Below are 18,509 nucleotides of genomic sequence, written 5' to 3'. Positions count from 1 at the left end.
TACACTTCGGCACGACCCCGCGCAATGCGGGACACCCCGATGCACAGGAGATCTACAGTGGGCGAACCCGTCCTGCTCGGGAAGCCGACCGTCGGCGACGAAGAGCTCGCAGCCGTCGCCGAAGTGTTCCGTTCCGGCTGGCTGGCCGGCGCGGGCCCGGCGTGCCGCCGCTTCGAGGAGCGGTTCGCGCAGCTGACCGGCACCGCGCACGCTCTGACCACCAGCAACTGCGGCTCCGCCCTGTTCCTGGGACTGAAGGTGCTCGGCGTGCAGCCCGGCGACGAGGTGATCGTCGGGGACTACACCTTCCCGGCGACCGGCCACGCGGTGCTGCAGGCGGGTGCGAAGCCGGTCTTCGCCGACATCCGCCCGGACATCTTCAGCGCCGACCCGGCCTCGATCGAAGCGCTCATCACGCCGCGCACGGTCGGCATCCTCGCGGTCGACGTCGCGGGCCAGCCCGGCGACTTCGACGAGTACCGCGCCATCGCCGACAAGCACGGCCTGTGGCTGTTCGAGGACGCCGCCTGCTCCGCGGGCGCGACCTACCGCAACCGCCCGGCGGGCAGCCTCGCCGACCTTGCCGCGTTCTCCTTCCACGGCCGCAAGGGCATCACCGCGGGCGAGGGCGGCGCGCTGGTCTCGAACCGCGAGGACCTGATCGCGCACGCGCGCAAGATCCACACCTACGGCATCGAGCCCGCGTTCACCCGCGAGGGCTCGCAGGAACTGCCGATCCCGACGTTCCACGAGCTCGGCTGGAACTTCCGGCTCTCGGACATCCAGGCCGCGATCATGGGCGTGCAGCTCGACCGGCTGCCGGACCTGCTCGCCTCTCGCCGCTCGGTCGCCAAGCGCTACCACGAAGCGTTCGAGGACGTCGACGCGCTGACCGTGCCGGTCGAGGCGCCGGACCGCGAGCACCCGTGGCAGGCATACTTGATGACGGTGGCCCCGGAGATCAGCCGCGACGCGCTGGCTCTGCGGATCCGCGAGCAGGGCGTGCAGTGCAACTTCGGCACCTACGCCTCCCACTTGCAGCCGGTGTACGGCGAGCAGCAGCCGCTGCCCGTCTCCGCCGACGCGTTCCGCCGCCAGCTGGCCATCCCGATGCACGCGGAACTCACCGACAGCGAAGTCGAGCGCGTGGTCACCACCGTGCGCGAGGCCGTGTCCGCCCTTTCCTGACCCGCCGACCTTCCTGAGGAGAACCCATGTCCGACAAGAAAGTTTTCTTCACCGGCGCCGGCGGTTTCATCGCCTCGCACGTGATCCCGATCCTGCTGGAGAAGGACTACACGGTCCGGATCTTCGACAACATGACCCGCGGCGACCGTGACCGCGTCAACGAGTTCGTCGCCACCGGCAAGGTCGAACTGGTCGAGAAGGACGTCCGCTACGGCGTCGGCGTCCGCGAGGCCATCCGCGGCTGCACGCACGCGATCCACTTCGCCACCGTGTCGATCAACAAGTCGGTCGCGGACCCGGGCGAGTCGATCGACATCAACATGGTCGGCAACAACAACGTCTTCTCGGCAGCGGCGGACGAGGGCGTCGAGCGCCTGGTGTTCGCCTCCACCGCCTCGGTGTACGGCGAGCCGGAGCGGCTGCCGATGCACGAGGACGACAAGCTGAACCCGCTCACCCCGTACTGCATCTCCAAGCGCGCGGGCGAGGACATGCTGGGCTTCTACGAGCGCACCAAGGGCCTTTCCTGGAACGCCCTGCGCTTCTTCAACGTGTACGGCCCCGGCCAGAAGATCGAGGCGTACTACACCTCGGTCATCAACCACTTCATCCAGCGCCTGCGCGCCGGCCAGCCGCCGATCATCGACGGCGCGGGCGACCAGTCGATGGACTTCGTGCACGTGACCGACCTCGCCAAGGGCGTCGTCGCCGCGCTGGAGTCGGAGCAGTCGAACATGCCGATCAACATCGGCACCGGCATCGACACCTCGATCGCCACCCTGGCGAAGATCCTCATCGAGGCGGTCGGCGTCGACGTCGAGCCGGTGTTCAACAAGCGCGACGTCCTCGTGTCCCGCCGCGCCGCGGACATCACCCGTGCCCGCGAGGTGCTCGGCTGGGAGCCGACGATCACCGTTGAAGAGGGCATGCGCGCCCTGGTGCGGGACTCCGAGTGAGCACGTCCGTCGGCGCGTTTTCCGAAGGGAATGCGTAATGAGCACTGCGGGCCCGGCAGAAGGAAAGCCCATGCGGATCGTGGTGGTGAACAACTTCTTCCCGCCGCGAGTGGGCGGAAGCGCGCACATGTCGGCCTCGCTGGCCGCCGAGTACGCGGCCGCCGGGAACGAAGTGCTGGCGATCACCGCCGCCTACGGTGACGCGCCGGCGGAAGAGGAGCGCGACGGCTACCGCGTCGTGCGCCTGCCCGCGGTGAAAATGCCGCAGCTCGGCCTGTCGATCGACTTCGACATGACGTTCGCGTCGATGCGGCCGGGCAACTGGCGGCGGCTGTGGAAGCTGCTGAACGAGTTCAAACCGGACGCGGTGCACCTGCACGGGCAGTTCTTCGACCTGTCCTGGATGGTCGGCATCTACGCGCGCCGGCACAAGCTGCCCGTTCTCCTGACCATCCACACGCTGCTGATCAGCGAGAACAAGATGTACGGCCGGGTGTTCCGGGCGCTCGACGCGATGCTGGTCAACCCGGTGCTCAAGTACCTGCGCCCGCGCTACATCATCCTGGACAAGCAGGGCGTGGACTACTGCGTCGAGCGCTACGGCACGAGCGACGACAACTCCGAGTACTTCCCGATCGCCGTGGACACCGGGCATTTCGCCAAGCCGGTGACCAAGGACGTGCGCGCGGAACTGGAAATCGGGGACGCGCCGCTGATCGTGTCGCTCGGGCACGTGATCCCGCTGCGCGACCGGTTGCCGCTGATCGAGGCGCTGCCCGCGATCCTGGAGCGGCACCCCGGGCTGCGCGTGGTGGTCGTCGGCCGGGTGTACCACGACGCTTTCCAGCAGCGGGCCAAGGAACTGGGCGTCTCCGACGCGCTGATCGTCACCGGCGCGGTGCCGAAGGCGGACGTGCCGGCGTACTTCGCGGCCGCGGACATCGTCACGCACGACCTCAACGGCGGCTGCGGCACCGCGTCGCTCGAGGCGATGCTGTCCGGCACCGCGACCATCGCGTCGGTCACCGAGGACAACTACCCCGGCATCGAACTGCACAACGGCGAGAACATCCTGCTGGTCCAGCCGAACGACCCCGAGGCGGTCGCGACCACCGTGCTGTCCCTTTTGGACGACCCGAAGGAACGCGCGCGGATCGCCGAACGGGAAGCCGCGATGGTCCGGGACAACTTCGGGCTGGACGTAGTGGCCGAGGAACACCTGCGGGTGCTCACGAAACTGGTGGCGGACAACTGATGTTCTTCGACGACGAGCGCAGCAACCGGCTGCGCCCGATGATCCTGAACGACCTCGTCACGCAGTACATGAACGACGCCGAGCGGGCTTCCTTTTACGGGCTGCCGGAATCGTGCCGGATGCGGGAACGGGCCAAGATCGTCAGCCCGGGCAACCTCACCATGGGCGAACACTGCTGGATCGGCGAGGGCGCGGTCCTCGACGCCAGCGGCGGGCTGGAAATCGGCGAGCACACCAGCATCGGGCTGAACACGCTCGTGTTCACGCATTCGAGCTGGCTGGCGAACATGGCGCTGGAAAACCATTCCGGCAGCGACCTGATCGAACGCAAGCCGGTGAAAATCGGCAAGGGCTGTTTCATCGGCGGCCTCGTGGTGATCATGCCGGGCGTCACGATCGGTGACTTCGCGACGGTGCAGCCGAACTCGGTGGTCGCGAAGGACGTCCCGGAACGTTCGCTGGTGGCGGGCAACCCGGCGCGGGTGTTCCAGCGCTACGACGAGGAGTACATCGAGGCGGAGGTGAAGCGGGTCCGCGAGGAAAACGCCCGCCGCCGCGCGCTGTCGGACGACCCGTCCGGCTGGGGCTCTCCGTCCGGGGACTTCAGCGGGAAGTGATTCGGACACGGTGCGTCACGCGCTGGCGGATGCTCCGGGTAACATGGGACACTGCTCTCAGTCACTGTCGGTGAAGGAGATCTCATGAGTGTCCTTGAATGGCCTCACCACCTCCTGACCCTTGACGACTGGGCGGACCTTCCGGCGCACCCGGAGGTCCGAGTCGAGGTCGTCGAAGGGGTCCTGTCAGTGTCGCCGCGTCCGATGTCGCTCCACCAGCTGATCATCAGCAGATTGCCGTATCTGCTGACGACGCAGCTGCCGCCGGAGCTGGTTGCGGTCGGGGAATTCGAGGCGGTATTGGCCGAGATCCCGCCTACAGTGCGGGTGCCGGACGTGCTGGTCGCCCCATCGGACCTCATCGAAGCGAATATCCCGCGGGTCGCGGCGAGCGACGTTTCCCTGGTGGTCGAGGTGCTTTCGCCCGCCACCAGGGATGTCGACCTGGGCGCGAAGCTGTTCGAGTATGCGGATGCCGGTATCGAGCATTACTGGGTTGTGGATTTGGATCCGCCGGTCAGCTTGATCGCGTATCGGTTGATCGACGGTGATTACGAGAATTTCGGCGAGCATTCCGGCAGTGTCGAGCTGGAGGTCGCGGGCGTGCCGGTGAAGCTGGACTTGAACGCGCTGATCGACCCGCGTGCGCAACGCTGACTGTTCTCCATGATTGGGCGGATCTGCCGGAGGGCCGGGCCGAGGTCGTCGCCGGAGTTCTCGCCCCGTCGCCGCGTCCGATGTGGTTTCACCTGCGGTCAGTGACGCGGCTGGCCTTCCTGCTCGACTAGCAGCTCTGCCCGGAGATGAGCGCCGGTGCCGAGGCGGAGCTGCTCCTGTGCGAGTCCCCGCTGACCATCCGCGTCCCCGATGTCGTGGTGACGTCGGCCGAGGTCGCGGAGGCCAACCCGGCGCGTATCGCGGCGGCCGACGCCGAGCTGGTGGTCGAGGTGCTCTCCCCGGGAACCAAACACGTCGACCTGGGCACGAAGCTGTTCGAGTATGCGGATGCCGGTATCGAGCATTACTGGGTTGTGGATCTGGATCCGCCGGTCAGCTTGATCGCGTATCGGTTGATCGACGGTGATTACGAGAATTTCGGCGAGCATTCCGGCAATGCCGAGCTGGAGGTCGCGGGCACCCCAGCGAAGCTGGACCTCAACGCACTGACCAACCCGCGAGCCCAACGCTGACGCCAAGCACCGCCCCCACCACCCTGCGTTCTCGTTGAACCGAGACCGACCAGCCATTACCTCGACGCACACCTCCCACCCCGTAACCTGGACAGCAAGGCAACCGGGAAACAGGGGTGGGATGGTGCGCGGGGACGACGAGTTCGCCGACTTCGTGCGGTCCTGTTCGGCCCGGCTCACGCACGCGGCCTACCTGCTCACCGGCGACCGCCATCAGGCCGAGGACGCCGCGCAGACCGCCTTCACCCGCACCTACGCCGCCTGGCCGAGGGTGCGGCGGAAGAATCCCTATGCCTACGCCCGGCGGGTGCTGGCCAATCACGTCATCGACCTCTGGCGCCGCCCGATCCGCGAATACGCCACCGAGGAGATGCCGGAACCGGCTAAGGTGCCGGACATCTCGCACGCCGTCACGGATCGGGAATGGCTTTCCGACGCATTGGCCCGGCTCACCGCGCGGGAACGCGCTGTGGTGGTTCTCCGGCATTTCTTCGATTTGCCGGAACATCAGGTCGCCGAGGAACTGGGCGTGTCCGTTGGCACGGTCAAGAGCACCAATTCACGCGCGCTGGCGAAGCTGCGCGTGGACGGCGACGCGCTGGTCGGGGAGGTGAGCGCGTGACCGACGAACTCGACCGGTTGCGGGCCGCGCTTCAGGAAGCGCCCGTGGAACCCTTCGCCGAGCCCGATCTTGACCGGATCTTCAAAGAGGGCGGCCGGATCCGGCGGCGGCGGCGGTTTCTGACGTCCTCGGGGGCGGCGGTGGCGGTGGTCGCCGTGGTGTTCGGGGCGGTGTGGCTGCGTTCGCCGGGCGGTGCGCCGGAGCAGGTGCACGCGGCGGCTTCACCGGTGCCGATGGTGACGAGTGTGGCCTCGTCGACTCCGGTTTCGGCTCCGACGCCGGCGGAATCGCGGCCGCTCGGCGAGGTGATCTCCACCGGCACCTACACCGATGGCGCGGAACTTGTCTTCTACGCAACGGAAATCGACGATCCGGACAATCTGCCGAGCGTCCAATTCGGAGTGATGGCCAGCCTGTACGAGCCGAACGGCAACCTGCGTCCGCTCTACCTCGCCAACGAATCCGACGGCATGGACCGGTCGTTCGGCTTCCACGCCACCTCGGGCGGCACGACGGTGTCCGACATCTGGGTGCCGGTGTACGGCTACTTCAGCGGGCCAGCCGCCCGCATCGAGACCACAGTGGACGGTCGCACGGTCCCGGCGCACACGGCGCGCTGGAGCGAGGACCCCGACGTGGTGGTGTTCTGGTTCGACCAGGACGACGTGCCGTCCGCCGAGAGGGCGACCCCGCTGGTCGCCTACTCCGCGGACGGCAAACGCCTCACCGAATAATCAGGCGGCCTCGGCCAGGACCTGCGCCACGACCTCGTGCGACGGCAGGATCAGCGCGCGCTCGACGTCCGCGTCGACCTTGCCCTCCAGCAGGTCGATGAACCGGTCCAGCTGGGTCGCCAGCGGTTCGCGCGCGGTGATCAGTTCCGGGATCTCGATCACGGTCTGCTGCCGGTAGCCGAGCCCGTCCGGGGTGACCGAATCGTGCGAGACGTGCCGGTAGATCGTCACGTCGCGGCGCAGCAGGTCGATCTCCACCATCCGGTCCAGTTCGGACACCATCAGCGACCGGACCTTGCGCTGTGCCAGCCGCGAGGCCGACACCGTGGCCAGCCCGGCGGGGAACGACAGCACCGTTTCGATGGTGTCCTCGGCCCCGTCGACCGACTGCGGGTGGAAGTAGCCCGCGCTGGAGGTGACCCGGCCCGGCGTGTCCCCGCCGAAGAACTGGATCGCCAGGTCGACGTCGTGCACCAGCAGGTCCCACGCGACGCCGGTCTTGATCCGCGGCGCGTACGGGCCGTGCCGGCGCGCCATCAGGTGCACCGGTTCGTTCACCAGCGCTCGCGCGGTCATCACCGCCGGGTTGTAGCGCTCCAGGAGCCCGCACATCAGCGGGACGTCCTTTTTCGCCGACAGGGCAACGATTTCCTGCGAGAACTCGAGGCTGTTGCACACCGGCTTCTCGACCAGCATCGGCTTGCCCTGGCCGAGAATCTCTTGTGCCAGCTCGTAATGCACCTCGGTGGCCGAGGCGAGCACTACTGCGTCCACATCGGACAGTGAGCCGATTTCCGGCGTCCACTGGGTTTCGTAGCGTTCGGCGACCGCGCGGCCGGCCTCCTCGCGCGGGTCGATCACGCGGGCCAGGTCCACCCGGTCGTTCTGCGACAGGACGCGCGCGTGCAGCGAGCCCATGTTGCCGGTGCCGACGAGTGCGATGCGGTGCGTCATGCGCCGAGTACCTCTCGAACAGTCTCGATGATCTTGTCCACTTCGGACTCGGTCAGATGCGGGTGCACCGGAAGCGAAAGCGCTTGCGCGGCAACGGCGGCCGCCGCCGGGAAGTCCTCGACCCTGGCGTCCGGGATCAGCGGGTGCCCGCGGTAGCAGTCGTAGTCGAAGACGATCTTCGGGTAGTAGATCCCGTTCCCGATGCCCCGTTCGGTCAGCGCGGAGGCGAACTCCTCGCGCGAGAGCATCGCGTGCGGGCCGACCAGCACGGTGTACTGGTGCCACACGTGCTCGCGGCCGGGCAGCACCTGCGGCACCTCGAGGCCCGGCGTGCCGGCCAGTCCCTCGGACAGCCGCTTCGCGTTGGCCTGGCGGGCCGCGGTGAGCTGGTCGAGCTTCTCCAGCTGCGGGATGCCGACCGCGGCGTGCAGGTCGGTCATCCGGTAGTTGTGGCCGGCCATCTCGTACTGGTACCGGGCCTTCATGCCCTGGTTCCGCATCACGCGCAGCTTGTCGGCCAGCGCGTCGTCGTCCGTGGTGATCACGCCGCCCTCGGCGGTGGTCACGTTCTTCGTCGCGTAGAGCGAGAAGCAGCCGATGCCGTACGACCCGGCTTTGCGGCCCTCGAACGAGGCGCCGACCGCCTGCGCGGAGTCCTCGACCACGTGCAGCCCGTGCTCCGCGGCCAGCGGGGCGAGCTTGCCCATGTCGGCCGTCTGCCCGTACAGGTGCACCGGCATGAGCACCTTGGTGCGCGGGCCGATCGCGGCGGCGACGGCGTCCGGGTCGATCGCGAAGTCGTCGCGGCGGATGTCGGCGAACCGGACGGTCGCGCCCGCCTCCAGGATCGCGTTCAGGGTGGCGACGAAGGTGAACGGCGAGGTCACCACCTCGTCGCCGGGCTGCAGGTCGAGTGCCTGCAGGGACGCGACCAGCGCGGTCGTCCCGTTGTTCACGGCGATGGCGTGTTTCGTTCCTGACACGTGCGCGAACGCGTCTTCGAAACGCTTCACCATCGGGCCCTGGGCGATAGCGCCGGATCGCAGCACTTCGACAACCAGGTCCTCCGCAGCGCGGACGTCGACCACGGTAATGGGGATCATCTGCAGTCTCTCGCTCTCGGCGGGCACTTTCGGCGCGTCCGGTACAGTCTTGCCTCGGCATGGCACTAGCCCGAGTTCGGTGCAGTCAGCACAGACGCGGGCGTCACGATACTCGCCGACCACAAGTGGGCTTCCGGCTACCGTCCCGGCTCCGGCGGGAACTGAACAGGTAAGGCTGAGAACACGCGAATGAGCAGCGCACGCATCCTCATCACCGGCGCCGGCGGATCGGCCGCCTACAACTTCCGGGACGCGCTCGCCGTCGCCGGAAACGACTACCAGGTCGTCGGCACCGACGTGAAGCCGTTCCATCTCGAGCTTCTCGACGTCGAGGCCAAATATCTGGTTCCGCCGGTCAGCGATCCCGGGTACGCCGACGCGATCAACCGCGTCATCGAAACCGAGCGCATCGATTTCGTGCACCCGCAGCCCGACGTCGAGGTCGGCTACCTCGCCGAGAACCGCGACAAGCTGAACGCGCCGACGTTCCTGCCGGACGCGCGCGCCATCGCGTTGTGCCACGACAAGATGGCGTTCAACGCGCACATGAAGGCGAACGGCGTCTCGGTGCCGGAAGCGATCAAAATCGACTCGCCGGACGACCTCAAGGGCGGCCTCGAAGAGCTGCTCAAGATCAACCCGCGGGTCTGGCTGCGCGCCATCCGCGGCGCCGGTTCCCGGGGCAGCCTGCCGATCAACTCCTTCTACCAGGGCGACGCCTGGATCGACTACTGGCGCGGCTTCCGCGGCCTCGACTACGGCGACTTCATGGCCAGCGAATACCTGCCGGGCGAGGAGTTCGCGTGGCAGAGCCTGTGGCACGAGGGCGAGCTGATCACCTCGCAGGCGCGCTCCCGCATCGAGTACATCTTCGGCAACCTCACTCCCAGCGGGCAGAGCTCGTCGCCGTCGGTGGCCAAGACGGTCAACCGCGACGACGTGAACAAGATCGGCGAGTCCGCGGTGCGCGCGGTGTCGGAGAAGCCGCACGGCGTGTTCTGCGTGGACATGAAGGAGAACGCCGCCGGGGTGCCGATGGTGACCGAGATCAACGTCGGCCGCTTCTTCACCACCAGCAACTTCTTCGCGCACGCCGGGCTGAACATGCCCGACATGTACGTCCAGCTCGGGCTCGGCAACGAGCTGACCGAGCGCCCCGAGGTCTACAACCCGCTGCCCGACGACCTGTACTGGGTCCGCATGATCGACATGGGCTACAAGCTGGTCAAGGAAGGCGAATGGGCCTCGAAGCGGATCTGACCGGGCGGACGGTCCTGGCCTTCGACTTCGACGGCACGCTGTTCCGGCTGCCGGTCGACTTCGCGGGCCTGCGCGCTGAGCTGGAGTTGTCCGCTGAGGACAAGCTCGGCGAGCTGTTCCAGCGCTGGCTCGACGAAGGCGACACCGCCCGGCTCGACGTGGTGACGCGGTTCGAGCGCGCTGCGGTGCCGAATGGCGAATTCACCGACGGCGCCCGCGAACTCCTGACGGAACTGGCTGGCAGTTACCGGCTCGCAGTGGTGACGAGGAACTCACGGCTGTGCGTCGAGGACGCGCTGGGCAACCTCGCCCGGGGCCTGCACGTCATAGGTCGGGAGGACGTCCGCCGGCTCAAGCCGGATCCCGAGGGCGTGACCGCGGTGCTCCGGCACTTCGGCGCGGCCGCGGAGGAAGCGGTGCTCGTCGGCGACACCTTCCACGACGTGGAGGCCGCGCATGCCGCCGGTGCTCTCAGCGTGGTCGTGCGCAACGACTCGCTGAAGTTCCGGCCCGAGGGCGCGGACCGCTACCTCGAGACGCTCCGTGAACTGCTGCCCGCACGCGCGGGCTGAAACTCCATGGTTGGTACCGTCGATAGTGGTCACCAGCCCCATTCGAGAAGGAAGTGCCGGGTAGACATGGCTGTGCAGGACAAGCTGAAGGAAGTCTTCGTCGACGCTCTCCAGCTCGAGGACGGGGTCGACGTCGAGAACCTCAAGTACCGCGACATCGAAGCGTGGGACTCGGTCGGCCACATGGCACTGATCGCGGCCATCGAGGACGAGTTCGACGTGGAATTCGACACCGACCAGGTGATCGACATGAGCAGCTTCAAGGTGGCCGTGGACATGGTCAAGGAGCTGCAGGAGAAGGCGTGAGCACGTTCGCGGGGAAGGTCGCGCTGGTCACCGGAGGCACCAGGGGCATCGGCCTGGCCACCGTCCACGCGCTCGCCGAGGCCGGGGCCACCGTGGTGCTCACCGGCCGGGACGAGACCGCCGCCAAGGAGGCCGCCGCTTCGGTGGGCCCCTCGGTCAGTGGCCGCGCGCTCGACATCACTGACGCGAAGGCCGTCGCCGCGCTGGTCAAGGACGTGACCAAGGAGCACGGCCGGCTGGACGTCGCGGTCGCCAACGCCGGGATCATGGAGGGCGGCCTGCTCGGCATGATCCGCCCGGACGATGTCGACCGGACGCTGTCCACGAACGTCGCGGGCACGCTGCACACCGTGCAGGCGGCCGCGCGAGCCATGATGCGCAAGAAAACCGGGGCGATCGTGGTGCTGGCCTCGGTGGTCGGCGAATACGGCAGCGCGGGCCAGACGGTCTACGCGGCCTCGAAGGCGGCGGTCGCGAACATCGCGCGCTCGGCGGCGAAGGAACTCGGCCGCTCCGGCATCCGGGTCAACGCGGTCGCTCCTGGTGTGATCGAAACCGCCCTCACCGAAAGCCTGAGCGAGGATGCCCGCGCCTCGAACATCGCCAAGACCCCGCTCGGCCGGCTCGGCCAGGCAGGCGAGGTGGCGGCGGTGATCCGGTTCCTGGCGAGCGACGAGGCGTCGTTCGTGACCGGGCAGGTAGTGGGGATCGACGGAGGCTTGGTGCTGTGACTCTGGTGGGTGCGGGTTCCCGGCTGGTGGACGTGGCCGGGGGCCGCACGCTGGACGACGCGGAACTGTCCGGCCAGGTGCGCCGGAAGACCGACGCGCTGGCCTCGTTGCCGGTGGGCGTCGTCTTCGCGCGGATGTCGGTCGACCTCGACAGCGTGCTGACCTACCTCGGCGCGTTCGAGGGCGGCCGGGCGATCGCGCTGATCGATCCGGCGCTGGACGCCGACGTGCTGAGCGGGCTGGTCGAGCGCTTCCGCCCGGCTGCGGTGCTCGCCGCGTCCGGCGAAGCGCCGTCCGGGTACACCACCCGCGGCGCGGACTGGGTGCGCGACTCCGCCGAGGGCGTCGAGCCGCATCCCGACCTGGCCGTACTGCTGCCGACCAGCGGTTCCACCGGCAATCCGAAGCTCGTGCGGCTGTCGCGGCAGGCGGTGCTGGCCAATGCCGACGCCATCGCGCAGGTGCTGGCGATCGACTCGGACGAGGTTGCGCCGACCTGCCTGCCGTTGCACTACAGCTACGGCCTTTCGGTGCTGAATTCGCATCTTTTGCGCGGCGCGACTGTGGTTATCGAGCAGTCTGGCGTTCTGGGTCGCGGATTCTGGGACGCGGTCAAAGAACACGGCGTGACTTCGCTGTCCGGCGTGCCCTATCACTACGAAATGCTGCGCCGGCTGAAATTCGATCCGGCGAAGTACCCGACCCTGCGCACCCTCACCCAGGCGGGCGGGAAACTGCGGGACGAACTGGTCGCCGAGTTCAACGACAAGATGATCGCGGTCGGCGGCCGGATGTATGTCATGTACGGCCAGACCGAGGCGGCCCCGCGGATGACCACGGTGCCCGCGGAACGGCTCGCGGACAAGATCGGCTCGGCCGGCCCGGCGCTGCCCGGCGGCGAGTTCGCCATCCGCCGCGACGACGGCGAGGAAACCACGCATCCCAAAATTGTCGGTGAGGTCCTTTACCGTGGACCCAACGTCATGATGGGTTACGCCGAGGACGAAGCGGGGCTGAGCGCGGGCGACGAATACGGCGGCACGCTGGCCACCGGCGATCTCGGGTATCTCGACGAAGAGGGATACCTGTACATCACCGGACGGCTCAAGCGGATCGGCAAGGTGTTCGGGAACCGGGTCAGCCTCGACGATCTGGAGCAGGCCGTGCGCACGGCCGCGGTGGGCATCGACGTGGTGGCCGCGGTGGCGGCGGGCGACAAGGTCGTGCTGTTCGCCGAACTGCCCGAGGGCGACGGCGCGAAGGCGATCTGCAAGGACGCGGCGCGGGCGCTTTCGGAGCGGCTGCACCTGCACGCCAGCGGGTTCGACGTGCGTCCGATCGACACCGTGCCGCTGCTGGCCAGCGGCAAGATCGACTACCGGTCGCTGGAAGGACGGGTATGAGTGTGTTCACGCGCTCGCAGGCGCAGCGGGAGGCGGCACTGCTCCCTGAGCTTGCCGAGCTGACCGCGCACCACCGGGCGAACTCCGCCGGGTACGAGCGGATCCTGTCCTCGCTCGGTTTCGCGCCGGACGCGTCGTTCGACACGATCGCCGACCTGCCGTGGCTGCCGGTGCGGATGTTCAAGACGCACGACCTGAAGTCGATCCCGGACGCCGAGGTGTTCAAAACCCTCACGTCCTCGGGAACCACCGGGGCCGGTGCGTCGCGGATCTACCTGGACAAAGACGCGGCGGCCGCGCAGACCAAGCAGCTCGGAGCCACCCTGCAGGAGGTGCTGGGCGGCGAGCGGCTGCCGATGCTGATGGTCGACACCATCGGCATCATCAAGAACCGCCGGTCGTTCTCCGCGCGCGGCGCGGGCGTGCTCGGCATGGCGAACTTCGGCCGCAAGCACACCTACGTGCTGGACGAGAACGACAAGCCGGACGTCGAGGCCGTGCGGAAGTTCCTCGCCGAGTACGGGGACCGCCCGTTCCTGATCTTCGGTTTCACGTTCATGGTGTGGCAGTACCTCTACGAGGTCGCCCGCGAGCACAAGCTCGACCTGTCCAACGGCATCCTCATCCACTCCGGCGGATGGAAGAAACTGATCGACCGCGCGGTCGACAACAGCGAGTTCCGCCGCCGGTTCAAAGAGGACACCGGTCTCACCCGGATCCACAACTACTACGGGATGATCGAGCAGATCGGCACCGTGTTCCTCGAGGGACCGTCCGGGAATTCCTTGTACTGCCCCGATTTCGCCGACGTTGTGATCCGCGACCCGGAGACCTGGGAAGAGCAGCCGGTCGGCAAACCGGGCGTCATCGAGGTGGTGAGCACGCTGCCGCGGTCGTACCCGGGACACGTGCTGCTGACCGAGGACCTCGGCGTCTACAACGGAATCGACGACGGCGACTGGCCCGGCAAGCACTTCTCCGTGCTGGGCAGGCTGCCGAAGGCCGAGGCTCGCGGATGCTCGGACACGTTCACCGGAGCCGCCGCGTGAGTGCTTTGGAACAGCGTTTCCCGCTGGGCGACGCGATTTCGGTCGACGCGGTGCTGAACGAACTGCGCGAGGAGCCGCCCGGCGGCCGGCTGACCGTCGGCGACCCGCGGGTGGTCGAATTCGTCACCAAGTTCGCGCGCAAGCTGCTCGCGCCCGCGCTGGCGCGTCGTTTCCCCGAGCTGGCGTCGCTGGGTTTCTTCCTGCGCAAGGGAGAACTCGCGAAGTCACTGTCCACTTTGGAAACTGACGGCGATTCGCTGCGGTTTCCGCGCGGGCTCGTTTTCCACGTGCCGCCCGCCAATGTGGACACCATCTTCGTGTACTCGTGGGCGCTGTCCGCCTTGGCGGGCAACAGCAACGTCGTGCGGGTGTCGTCGCGTTCGGCCGGTGCGGCGGAGGCCGTGCTGGAAGCGTTGAACGCGGCGCTCGAAGACGTGTCGCCGGAAACCGCGGCGACCATCCGGGCCACCCAGCGCATGGTCACCTACGACCGCAGCGACGAGGTCAGCGGCGCGTTGTCGCTGGCCGCGGACCTGCGGGTGATCTGGGGCGGCGACGCTTCGGTGGCCGCGCTGCGGAAGTACCCGCTCGCCCCGCACGCGCGCGACCTCACCTTCCCGGACCGCTCGTCCTTCGCGATCGCGTCGGTCCGCGGCTGGCAGGAGGCCGCGCCGGAACAGCGCAAGGCCGCCGCCGAGGGCTTCTACAACGACTCGTACTGGTTCGACCAGGCCGCCTGCTCGTCGCCGCGCGCGGTGTTCTGGGTCGGCGATTCGGCGGGCGCGCAGGCCGCCGGACAGGAGTTCCGCGAGCTGCTCGCCCAGGTGCTGGCAGCGAAACAACACGTCACCGAGCCGGCGATGGCCGTGCAGAAGCGAGTGTCGGCGTACGGCGCGGCGGTCGACGGCCTCGTGTCGTCGATCCGCTTCGACGGCAACGCGCTGGCGACGCTCGAACTGGCCGACGCCACGGTGATGCCGCGCGAATGGCTGGGCGCGGGCACGTTCGCGAACGCCTCGGTGGCGTCGCTGGACGAGCTGGTGCCGATCGTGCAGCGCAAAGACCAGACGGTGAGCCAGTTCGGGTTCACCCGCGAAGAACTGACCGGATTCGTGACGGCGCTCGCCGGACGCGGGGTGGACCGGGTCGTGCCCTTCGGCTCGGCCCTGACGTTCGCCGGGGTCTGGGACGGCTACGATCTGCTGTCCGAGTTCAGCCGCCTGGTCACGGTATCGGCCTGAGGAGCTGAGAGGCAGTGACGACCGTTCGTACGCAGACACCGGGGGACGACGCCCCGTCCGCTGAGGACGCCCCGACCACCGGAAAAGCCCGCAAGTCCACCAAGGCGCGGGTGCTCGACGTCGTGCGCTGGGTCGCCATCCTGCTGGTGATCGGCTTCGCCGCGAAGAGCCTGGCGTCCAACTGGAACGAGTTCTGGCACACCCTGGCGGACGTCGCCTGGCAGTCGTCGGTGCTCAGCCTGGTGTCGCTGACGGCGGCGATCCTCGTGTCCGTCTGGGGCTGGCAGGTCCTGGTCGACCACCTCGGCGGCAAGCCGGTCGGCTACGCCCGCGGCGCGCAGATCTGCCTGGTCGGCTCGCTCGGCAAGTACGTGCCCGGTTCGGTGTGGGCGTACCTGCTGCAGATGGAGCTCGGCCGCAAGGCGGGCCTGGCGCGAGCCCGGATCTTCACCGGCTCGCTGATCCAGCTCGGCCTCGGCGTGGTGTCCGCGCTGGTCGTGTCGCTGCTCGCGGCCCCGGCGCTGTTCAGCAACAGCCCGCGCGCGATGTGGCTGTTCGTGCTGATCCCGGTGGGCCTCGCGCTGCTGCACCCGCGCATCCTGACCTGGGGCACGTCGCTGGTCCTGAAGATCCTGCGCCGCCCGCCGCTCGCCGAGCCGCTCGGCTGGGGCGTGGTGCTGAAGGCGTTCGGCGCGTCCATGGGAGCCTGGGTGTTCCAGGGCGTGCACCTGTGGCTGCTGGCGAACTCGGTCGGAGCGCCCGGCATCAACGGCCTCATCCTGTGCATCGGCGCGATGGCCGTCGCGATGACGGTCGGCACGTTCGCGTTCATCCTGCCCAGCGGCGTCGGCGTCCGCGAGGTCGCCCAGGTCGCGGTCCTCACCGCGAGCGGCCTGACGGTCGGCCAGGCGACGGCGTTCGCGGTGGCGTCGCGGGTCATGTTCACGGTGGCGGACCTGCTCACGGCGGGGTTGGCGGCGCTGGCGGCGAAGCTGGCCGCTCGCCGGGAAGTCGCGGTGGACGCGGCCTGATTCAGGCTTGAGACAAGGGGGAGGCCGTCCGGGCGTGTTGCTCGGACGGCCTCCTTTTTGTGGGTGCTAAAGGTCCTGCCGCTGGAATGGGCCAGGCTCAGCGCCTCAGTTGGTAAATGACCGTGTCCTCGTTGCGGTAGACCTCTTTCAGGAACGGCTGCCCGTCCAGCCCGAGCAGCCCTTCGCTCGCGTATGCGGGCTTCGGCGGCGCGGCCGGGCGATCGAGGATCGCCCAGTGGATGTTGAGTCGTTCGACCGCAGCGCGAACCGCCGGGTTCGTTGTTCAGGCTTGGGAAAGGGGAGGCTCGCCCGGGCGTATCGCTCGGGCGGGCCTCCTTTGCCAACTGCCGCTGAAATCAACCAGACTCAGCGCTTCAGCTGGTAAATCACCGCGTCCTCATTGCGGTAAACCTCTTTCAGGAACGGCAGCCCGTCCAGTCCGACCACGCCTTCATCCGCGTACGCGCGGTTCGGCGGCGCAGCCGGGCGGCCGAGTATCACCCAGCGGATGTTGAGCCGTTCGACCGCCGCGCGAACCGCTGGATCCGTTTCGTAGTCGCGGAACTTCCCGGCGAGCAGCACGGCGTCCGACGGCCGGGCGGAGCCGTCGTCGTGGGCGGCAACAGTCCGGACTCCGCTGAGGGCGTAGGTCCACGGAGTGCCGTCGTAGCGGTCGTTCATCGCCCAATCGCCGGGCTTCGCCAGCTTGCCCAGTTCCGCCATCGCGCGTTCCTCGCCGGGCGTGATGTTCAGCTCGCGCGGATCGGGCTTCTGATAGCCGACCGCGACCATGTCGCTGTTGGTCTCGGTGTACAGGCCCTTCGTGACGCCGACGAAAGCGAGCAGCACCACCGCGGCCAGCGCGGCGGGCGGAAGGCGCGAGGGCAGTCGTTCCTTCAGCCACTCGTGCAGTGCCGCGACGCCGTGCCCCGCGATGAACGTCAGCGGCACGATCGCCATCGTGATGAACCGGAACGGGTCGTCCCACCACGGCCGCGACAGCGCCATGACCAGCGGTGCGTCCGAGGACGCCACCACCATGTAGAACAGGCCGGTGATCAGCGCGGTCAGTCCGATCCAGCGCAGGGCGCCGAGCCTCGCGAAGAAGATGAAACCGACGAGCAACGCCGCCGACAGCCAGATCTGCGGGTGCGGCTCGACGTGCTGGAAGCCGAGCAGCGCACCGAGCGCGGTTGTCGCCCGCCATTCGCTTGGCCAGCCGAGGTAGCCCCAGCTGCTTGCCTGTCCGATCGCGCCGAAGAGTTGCAGCGAGGCCACGAGAACCGACACCACCGCGATCGGAGCCAGCGCCAGCAGGTCCCGGCCGATCGAACGCCACCGCTCGATCCAGCGCTGCACCAGCAGCGGGCCGGCGAACAGGATCGCGCCGAACAACGCGGACGAATGGACGCACAGCAGCCCGATCGCCGCGATCATCAGCACGAAGCCGGTGTCCGGCGCGACCCGGTCGAGGTAGCGGCGCAGCACCACGGCGGCCAGCGGGGTGAGGGCGATGCCCAGCAGGAACGGGTACAACGGCCCGCGGTTCATCGACTCGTACAGGCCCATCGTCGGCGCTGCCGCCGCGAGCGCGACAGCCCCGGCCAGCACGGCACGGCCGCGGAACGCCCACACCATCGTCACAAGCGAAAGTGCCAGGAGTCCCGGCAGCAGGGCGGTGTTCACGTCCAGAGTCAGCGGGATCGAACCGCCGCTGAGCGTGTACTGCACGGAGGCGAGCAGGTGGTAGGCGTTGGGGTAGAAGGGCGGTGAGCTGTCGCCGTACCAGTTCACCGTGCTCATGCCGAAGAGGCTGCCGTCGCCGGTTTCAGCGATGTAGCGCACGCCGTTGGCCGCGTACGGAGCGTCGCCGCCCTGCGCGATCGCGCCGAGGTGTCCCATGCCGCGTACGGCCGTGTAGAACCCGATCACGGTCGCGAGGACGAGGCACGCGCCGACTGCCCAGTTCGCCCGCGGCTCCCAGGCTCGCGGTTCCGGCTCGGGCGGCCACCGGCGCACGGTCAGCTGGCGGAGTCCGAACGCGACGGCCGCGAACAGCACCGTGGTCAGCGCGTAGGTCCAGGCGTTGAAGGGCAGCCCGATCGCCGCTGTCCACGGGCCCGCGAGGCCGCCGATGGCGTAGCTCAGCAGCGGCGTCAGCCCGGCCAGCAGCCAACCGCGCAGCCCGGCCGCGACGCCGGTGATGAGCCCGGGAATCCCGAGGACAAGCAGGCAGCAGGCGATGCTGGCTGCCACGGACAGCATGGTGGGTTCGCTCGGCACAGTCTTCCTCGGGT

At 68.4% G+C, this 18,509-nt stretch carries 19 protein-coding genes; 16 read left to right on the top strand and 3 right to left on the bottom strand.

Annotation, left to right across the window (positions count from 1 at the left end):
- The first annotated feature begins 39 nt into the window (after positions 1-39).
- The 8 genes from ACWGIC_RS15310 to ACWGIC_RS15275 all read left to right on the top strand — a co-directional run bounded on the left by ACWGIC_RS15310 (position 40) and on the right by ACWGIC_RS15275 (position 6,562).
- Positions 40-1,188 (top strand): DegT/DnrJ/EryC1/StrS family aminotransferase, encoded by a 1,149-nt coding sequence (locus ACWGIC_RS15310; protein WP_452076546.1) that lies wholly within the window; start codon positions 40-42, stop codon positions 1,186-1,188.
- A gap of 26 nt (positions 1,189-1,214) precedes the next feature.
- Positions 1,215-2,144, top strand: a complete 930-nt coding sequence (locus tag ACWGIC_RS15305) for an NAD-dependent epimerase/dehydratase family protein (RefSeq protein ID WP_452076545.1) — start codon at positions 1,215-1,217, stop codon at positions 2,142-2,144.
- 70 nt (positions 2,145-2,214) lie between these two features.
- On the top strand, positions 2,215-3,399 hold the full coding sequence (locus tag ACWGIC_RS15300; protein ID WP_452076544.1) for a glycosyltransferase family 4 protein: 1,185 nt from the start codon (positions 2,215-2,217) through the stop codon (positions 3,397-3,399).
- Complete coding sequence (locus ACWGIC_RS15295; protein ID WP_452076543.1) at positions 3,399-4,016, top strand: acyltransferase; 618 nt, start codon at positions 3,399-3,401, stop codon at positions 4,014-4,016. Before ACWGIC_RS15300 ends, ACWGIC_RS15295 begins: the two co-directional genes overlap by 1 nt.
- Positions 4,017-4,100: 84 nt before the next feature.
- Entirely contained in the window at positions 4,101-4,673 is a 573-nt protein-coding gene (locus ACWGIC_RS15290) for a Uma2 family endonuclease (protein WP_452076542.1), read from the top strand.
- 146 nt (positions 4,674-4,819) lie between these two features.
- A complete protein-coding gene (locus tag ACWGIC_RS15285; protein WP_452076541.1) occupies positions 4,820-5,206 on the top strand; it encodes a Uma2 family endonuclease in 387 nt (128 codons plus the stop codon).
- A gap of 121 nt (positions 5,207-5,327) precedes the next feature.
- Positions 5,328-5,828: a SigE family RNA polymerase sigma factor gene (locus ACWGIC_RS15280; RefSeq protein WP_452076540.1), complete on the top strand. Its 501-nt coding sequence runs from the start codon at positions 5,328-5,330 to the stop codon at positions 5,826-5,828.
- On the top strand, positions 5,825-6,562 hold the full coding sequence (locus ACWGIC_RS15275) for a hypothetical protein (protein WP_452076539.1): 738 nt from the start codon (positions 5,825-5,827) through the stop codon (positions 6,560-6,562). The genes ACWGIC_RS15280 and ACWGIC_RS15275 overlap by 4 nt, the downstream gene beginning before the upstream one ends.
- Here ACWGIC_RS15275 and ACWGIC_RS15270 read toward each other — a convergent pair whose 3' ends face one another.
- Together ACWGIC_RS15270 and ACWGIC_RS15265 are read right to left on the bottom strand one after the other, a co-directional pair.
- Positions 6,563-7,516, bottom strand: a complete 954-nt coding sequence (locus ACWGIC_RS15270; protein WP_452076538.1) for a Gfo/Idh/MocA family protein — start codon at positions 7,514-7,516, stop codon at positions 6,563-6,565.
- Complete coding sequence (locus tag ACWGIC_RS15265) at positions 7,513-8,619, bottom strand: DegT/DnrJ/EryC1/StrS family aminotransferase (protein WP_452076537.1); 1,107 nt, start codon at positions 8,617-8,619, stop codon at positions 7,513-7,515. Before ACWGIC_RS15265 ends, ACWGIC_RS15270 begins: the two co-directional genes overlap by 4 nt.
- 189 nt (positions 8,620-8,808) lie before the next feature.
- Here ACWGIC_RS15265 and ACWGIC_RS15260 point away from each other — a divergent pair, with 189 nt between their 5' ends.
- The 8 genes from ACWGIC_RS15260 to ACWGIC_RS15225 all read left to right on the top strand — a co-directional run bounded on the left by ACWGIC_RS15260 (position 8,809) and on the right by ACWGIC_RS15225 (position 16,212).
- Positions 8,809-9,879 (top strand): hypothetical protein, encoded by a 1,071-nt coding sequence (locus tag ACWGIC_RS15260; protein ID WP_452076536.1) that lies wholly within the window; start codon positions 8,809-8,811, stop codon positions 9,877-9,879.
- Positions 9,858-10,451: an HAD family hydrolase gene (locus tag ACWGIC_RS15255; protein ID WP_452076535.1), complete on the top strand. Its 594-nt coding sequence runs from the start codon at positions 9,858-9,860 to the stop codon at positions 10,449-10,451. Before ACWGIC_RS15260 ends, ACWGIC_RS15255 begins: the two co-directional genes overlap by 22 nt.
- 66 nt (positions 10,452-10,517) lie before the next feature.
- Positions 10,518-10,757 (top strand): acyl carrier protein, encoded by a 240-nt coding sequence (locus tag ACWGIC_RS15250; protein WP_452076534.1) that lies wholly within the window; start codon positions 10,518-10,520, stop codon positions 10,755-10,757.
- On the top strand, positions 10,754-11,488 hold the full coding sequence (locus tag ACWGIC_RS15245) for an SDR family NAD(P)-dependent oxidoreductase (protein ID WP_452076533.1): 735 nt from the start codon (positions 10,754-10,756) through the stop codon (positions 11,486-11,488). The genes ACWGIC_RS15250 and ACWGIC_RS15245 overlap by 4 nt, the downstream gene beginning before the upstream one ends.
- Complete coding sequence (locus ACWGIC_RS15240; protein WP_452076532.1) at positions 11,485-12,891, top strand: AMP-binding protein; 1,407 nt, start codon at positions 11,485-11,487, stop codon at positions 12,889-12,891. Before ACWGIC_RS15245 ends, ACWGIC_RS15240 begins: the two co-directional genes overlap by 4 nt.
- Positions 12,888-13,940: a LuxE/PaaK family acyltransferase gene (locus tag ACWGIC_RS15235; RefSeq protein ID WP_452076531.1), complete on the top strand. Its 1,053-nt coding sequence runs from the start codon at positions 12,888-12,890 to the stop codon at positions 13,938-13,940. The genes ACWGIC_RS15240 and ACWGIC_RS15235 overlap by 4 nt, the downstream gene beginning before the upstream one ends.
- On the top strand, positions 13,937-15,181 hold the full coding sequence (locus ACWGIC_RS15230) for an acyl-CoA reductase (protein ID WP_452076530.1): 1,245 nt from the start codon (positions 13,937-13,939) through the stop codon (positions 15,179-15,181). The genes ACWGIC_RS15235 and ACWGIC_RS15230 overlap by 4 nt, the downstream gene beginning before the upstream one ends.
- Before the next feature lie 14 nt (positions 15,182-15,195).
- On the top strand, positions 15,196-16,212 hold the full coding sequence (locus ACWGIC_RS15225; RefSeq protein ID WP_452076529.1) for a lysylphosphatidylglycerol synthase domain-containing protein: 1,017 nt from the start codon (positions 15,196-15,198) through the stop codon (positions 16,210-16,212).
- A 366-nt stretch (positions 16,213-16,578) separates the two neighbouring features.
- Here the strand turns inward: ACWGIC_RS15225 and ACWGIC_RS15220 are convergent, their stop codons facing one another.
- Entirely contained in the window at positions 16,579-18,477 is a 1,899-nt protein-coding gene (locus tag ACWGIC_RS15220) for a DUF6541 family protein (RefSeq protein WP_452076598.1), read from the bottom strand.
- Between the last annotated feature and the right edge of the window lie 32 nt (positions 18,478-18,509).

Source organism: Amycolatopsis sp. NPDC054798 (genome assembly GCF_053611505.1).
This window is presented reverse-complemented; position numbering and strand designations above follow the sequence as displayed.

What these genes read in the sequence shown, in the direction of transcription:
- ACWGIC_RS15295 (WP_452076543.1), top strand. Translation starts at nt 3,399, where the DNA reads ATGTTCTTCGACGACGAGCGCAGCAACCGGCTGCGCCCGATGATCCTG.
- ACWGIC_RS15255 (WP_452076535.1), top strand. Translation starts at nt 9,858, where the DNA reads ATGGGCCTCGAAGCGGATCTGACCGGGCGGACGGTCCTGGCCTTCGAC.
- ACWGIC_RS15270 (WP_452076538.1), bottom strand. Translation starts at nt 7,516, where the DNA reads ATGACGCACCGCATCGCACTCGTCGGCACCGGCAACATGGGCTCGCTG.
- ACWGIC_RS15290 (WP_452076542.1), top strand. Translation starts at nt 4,101, where the DNA reads ATGAGTGTCCTTGAATGGCCTCACCACCTCCTGACCCTTGACGACTGG.
- ACWGIC_RS15280 (WP_452076540.1), top strand. Translation starts at nt 5,328, where the DNA reads ATGGTGCGCGGGGACGACGAGTTCGCCGACTTCGTGCGGTCCTGTTCG.
- ACWGIC_RS15305 (WP_452076545.1), top strand. Translation starts at nt 1,215, where the DNA reads ATGTCCGACAAGAAAGTTTTCTTCACCGGCGCCGGCGGTTTCATCGCC.
- ACWGIC_RS15250 (WP_452076534.1), top strand. Translation starts at nt 10,518, where the DNA reads ATGGCTGTGCAGGACAAGCTGAAGGAAGTCTTCGTCGACGCTCTCCAG.
- ACWGIC_RS15265 (WP_452076537.1), bottom strand. Translation starts at nt 8,619, where the DNA reads ATGATCCCCATTACCGTGGTCGACGTCCGCGCTGCGGAGGACCTGGTT.
- ACWGIC_RS15220 (WP_452076598.1), bottom strand. Translation starts at nt 18,477, where the DNA reads ATGCTGTCCGTGGCAGCCAGCATCGCCTGCTGCCTGCTTGTCCTCGGG.
- ACWGIC_RS15310 (WP_452076546.1), top strand. Translation starts at nt 40, where the DNA reads ATGCACAGGAGATCTACAGTGGGCGAACCCGTCCTGCTCGGGAAGCCG.
- ACWGIC_RS15285 (WP_452076541.1), top strand. Translation starts at nt 4,820, where the DNA reads ATGAGCGCCGGTGCCGAGGCGGAGCTGCTCCTGTGCGAGTCCCCGCTG.
- ACWGIC_RS15300 (WP_452076544.1), top strand. Translation starts at nt 2,215, where the DNA reads ATGCGGATCGTGGTGGTGAACAACTTCTTCCCGCCGCGAGTGGGCGGA.
- ACWGIC_RS15260 (WP_452076536.1), top strand. Translation starts at nt 8,809, where the DNA reads ATGAGCAGCGCACGCATCCTCATCACCGGCGCCGGCGGATCGGCCGCC.
- ACWGIC_RS15235 (WP_452076531.1), top strand. Translation starts at nt 12,888, where the DNA reads ATGAGTGTGTTCACGCGCTCGCAGGCGCAGCGGGAGGCGGCACTGCTC.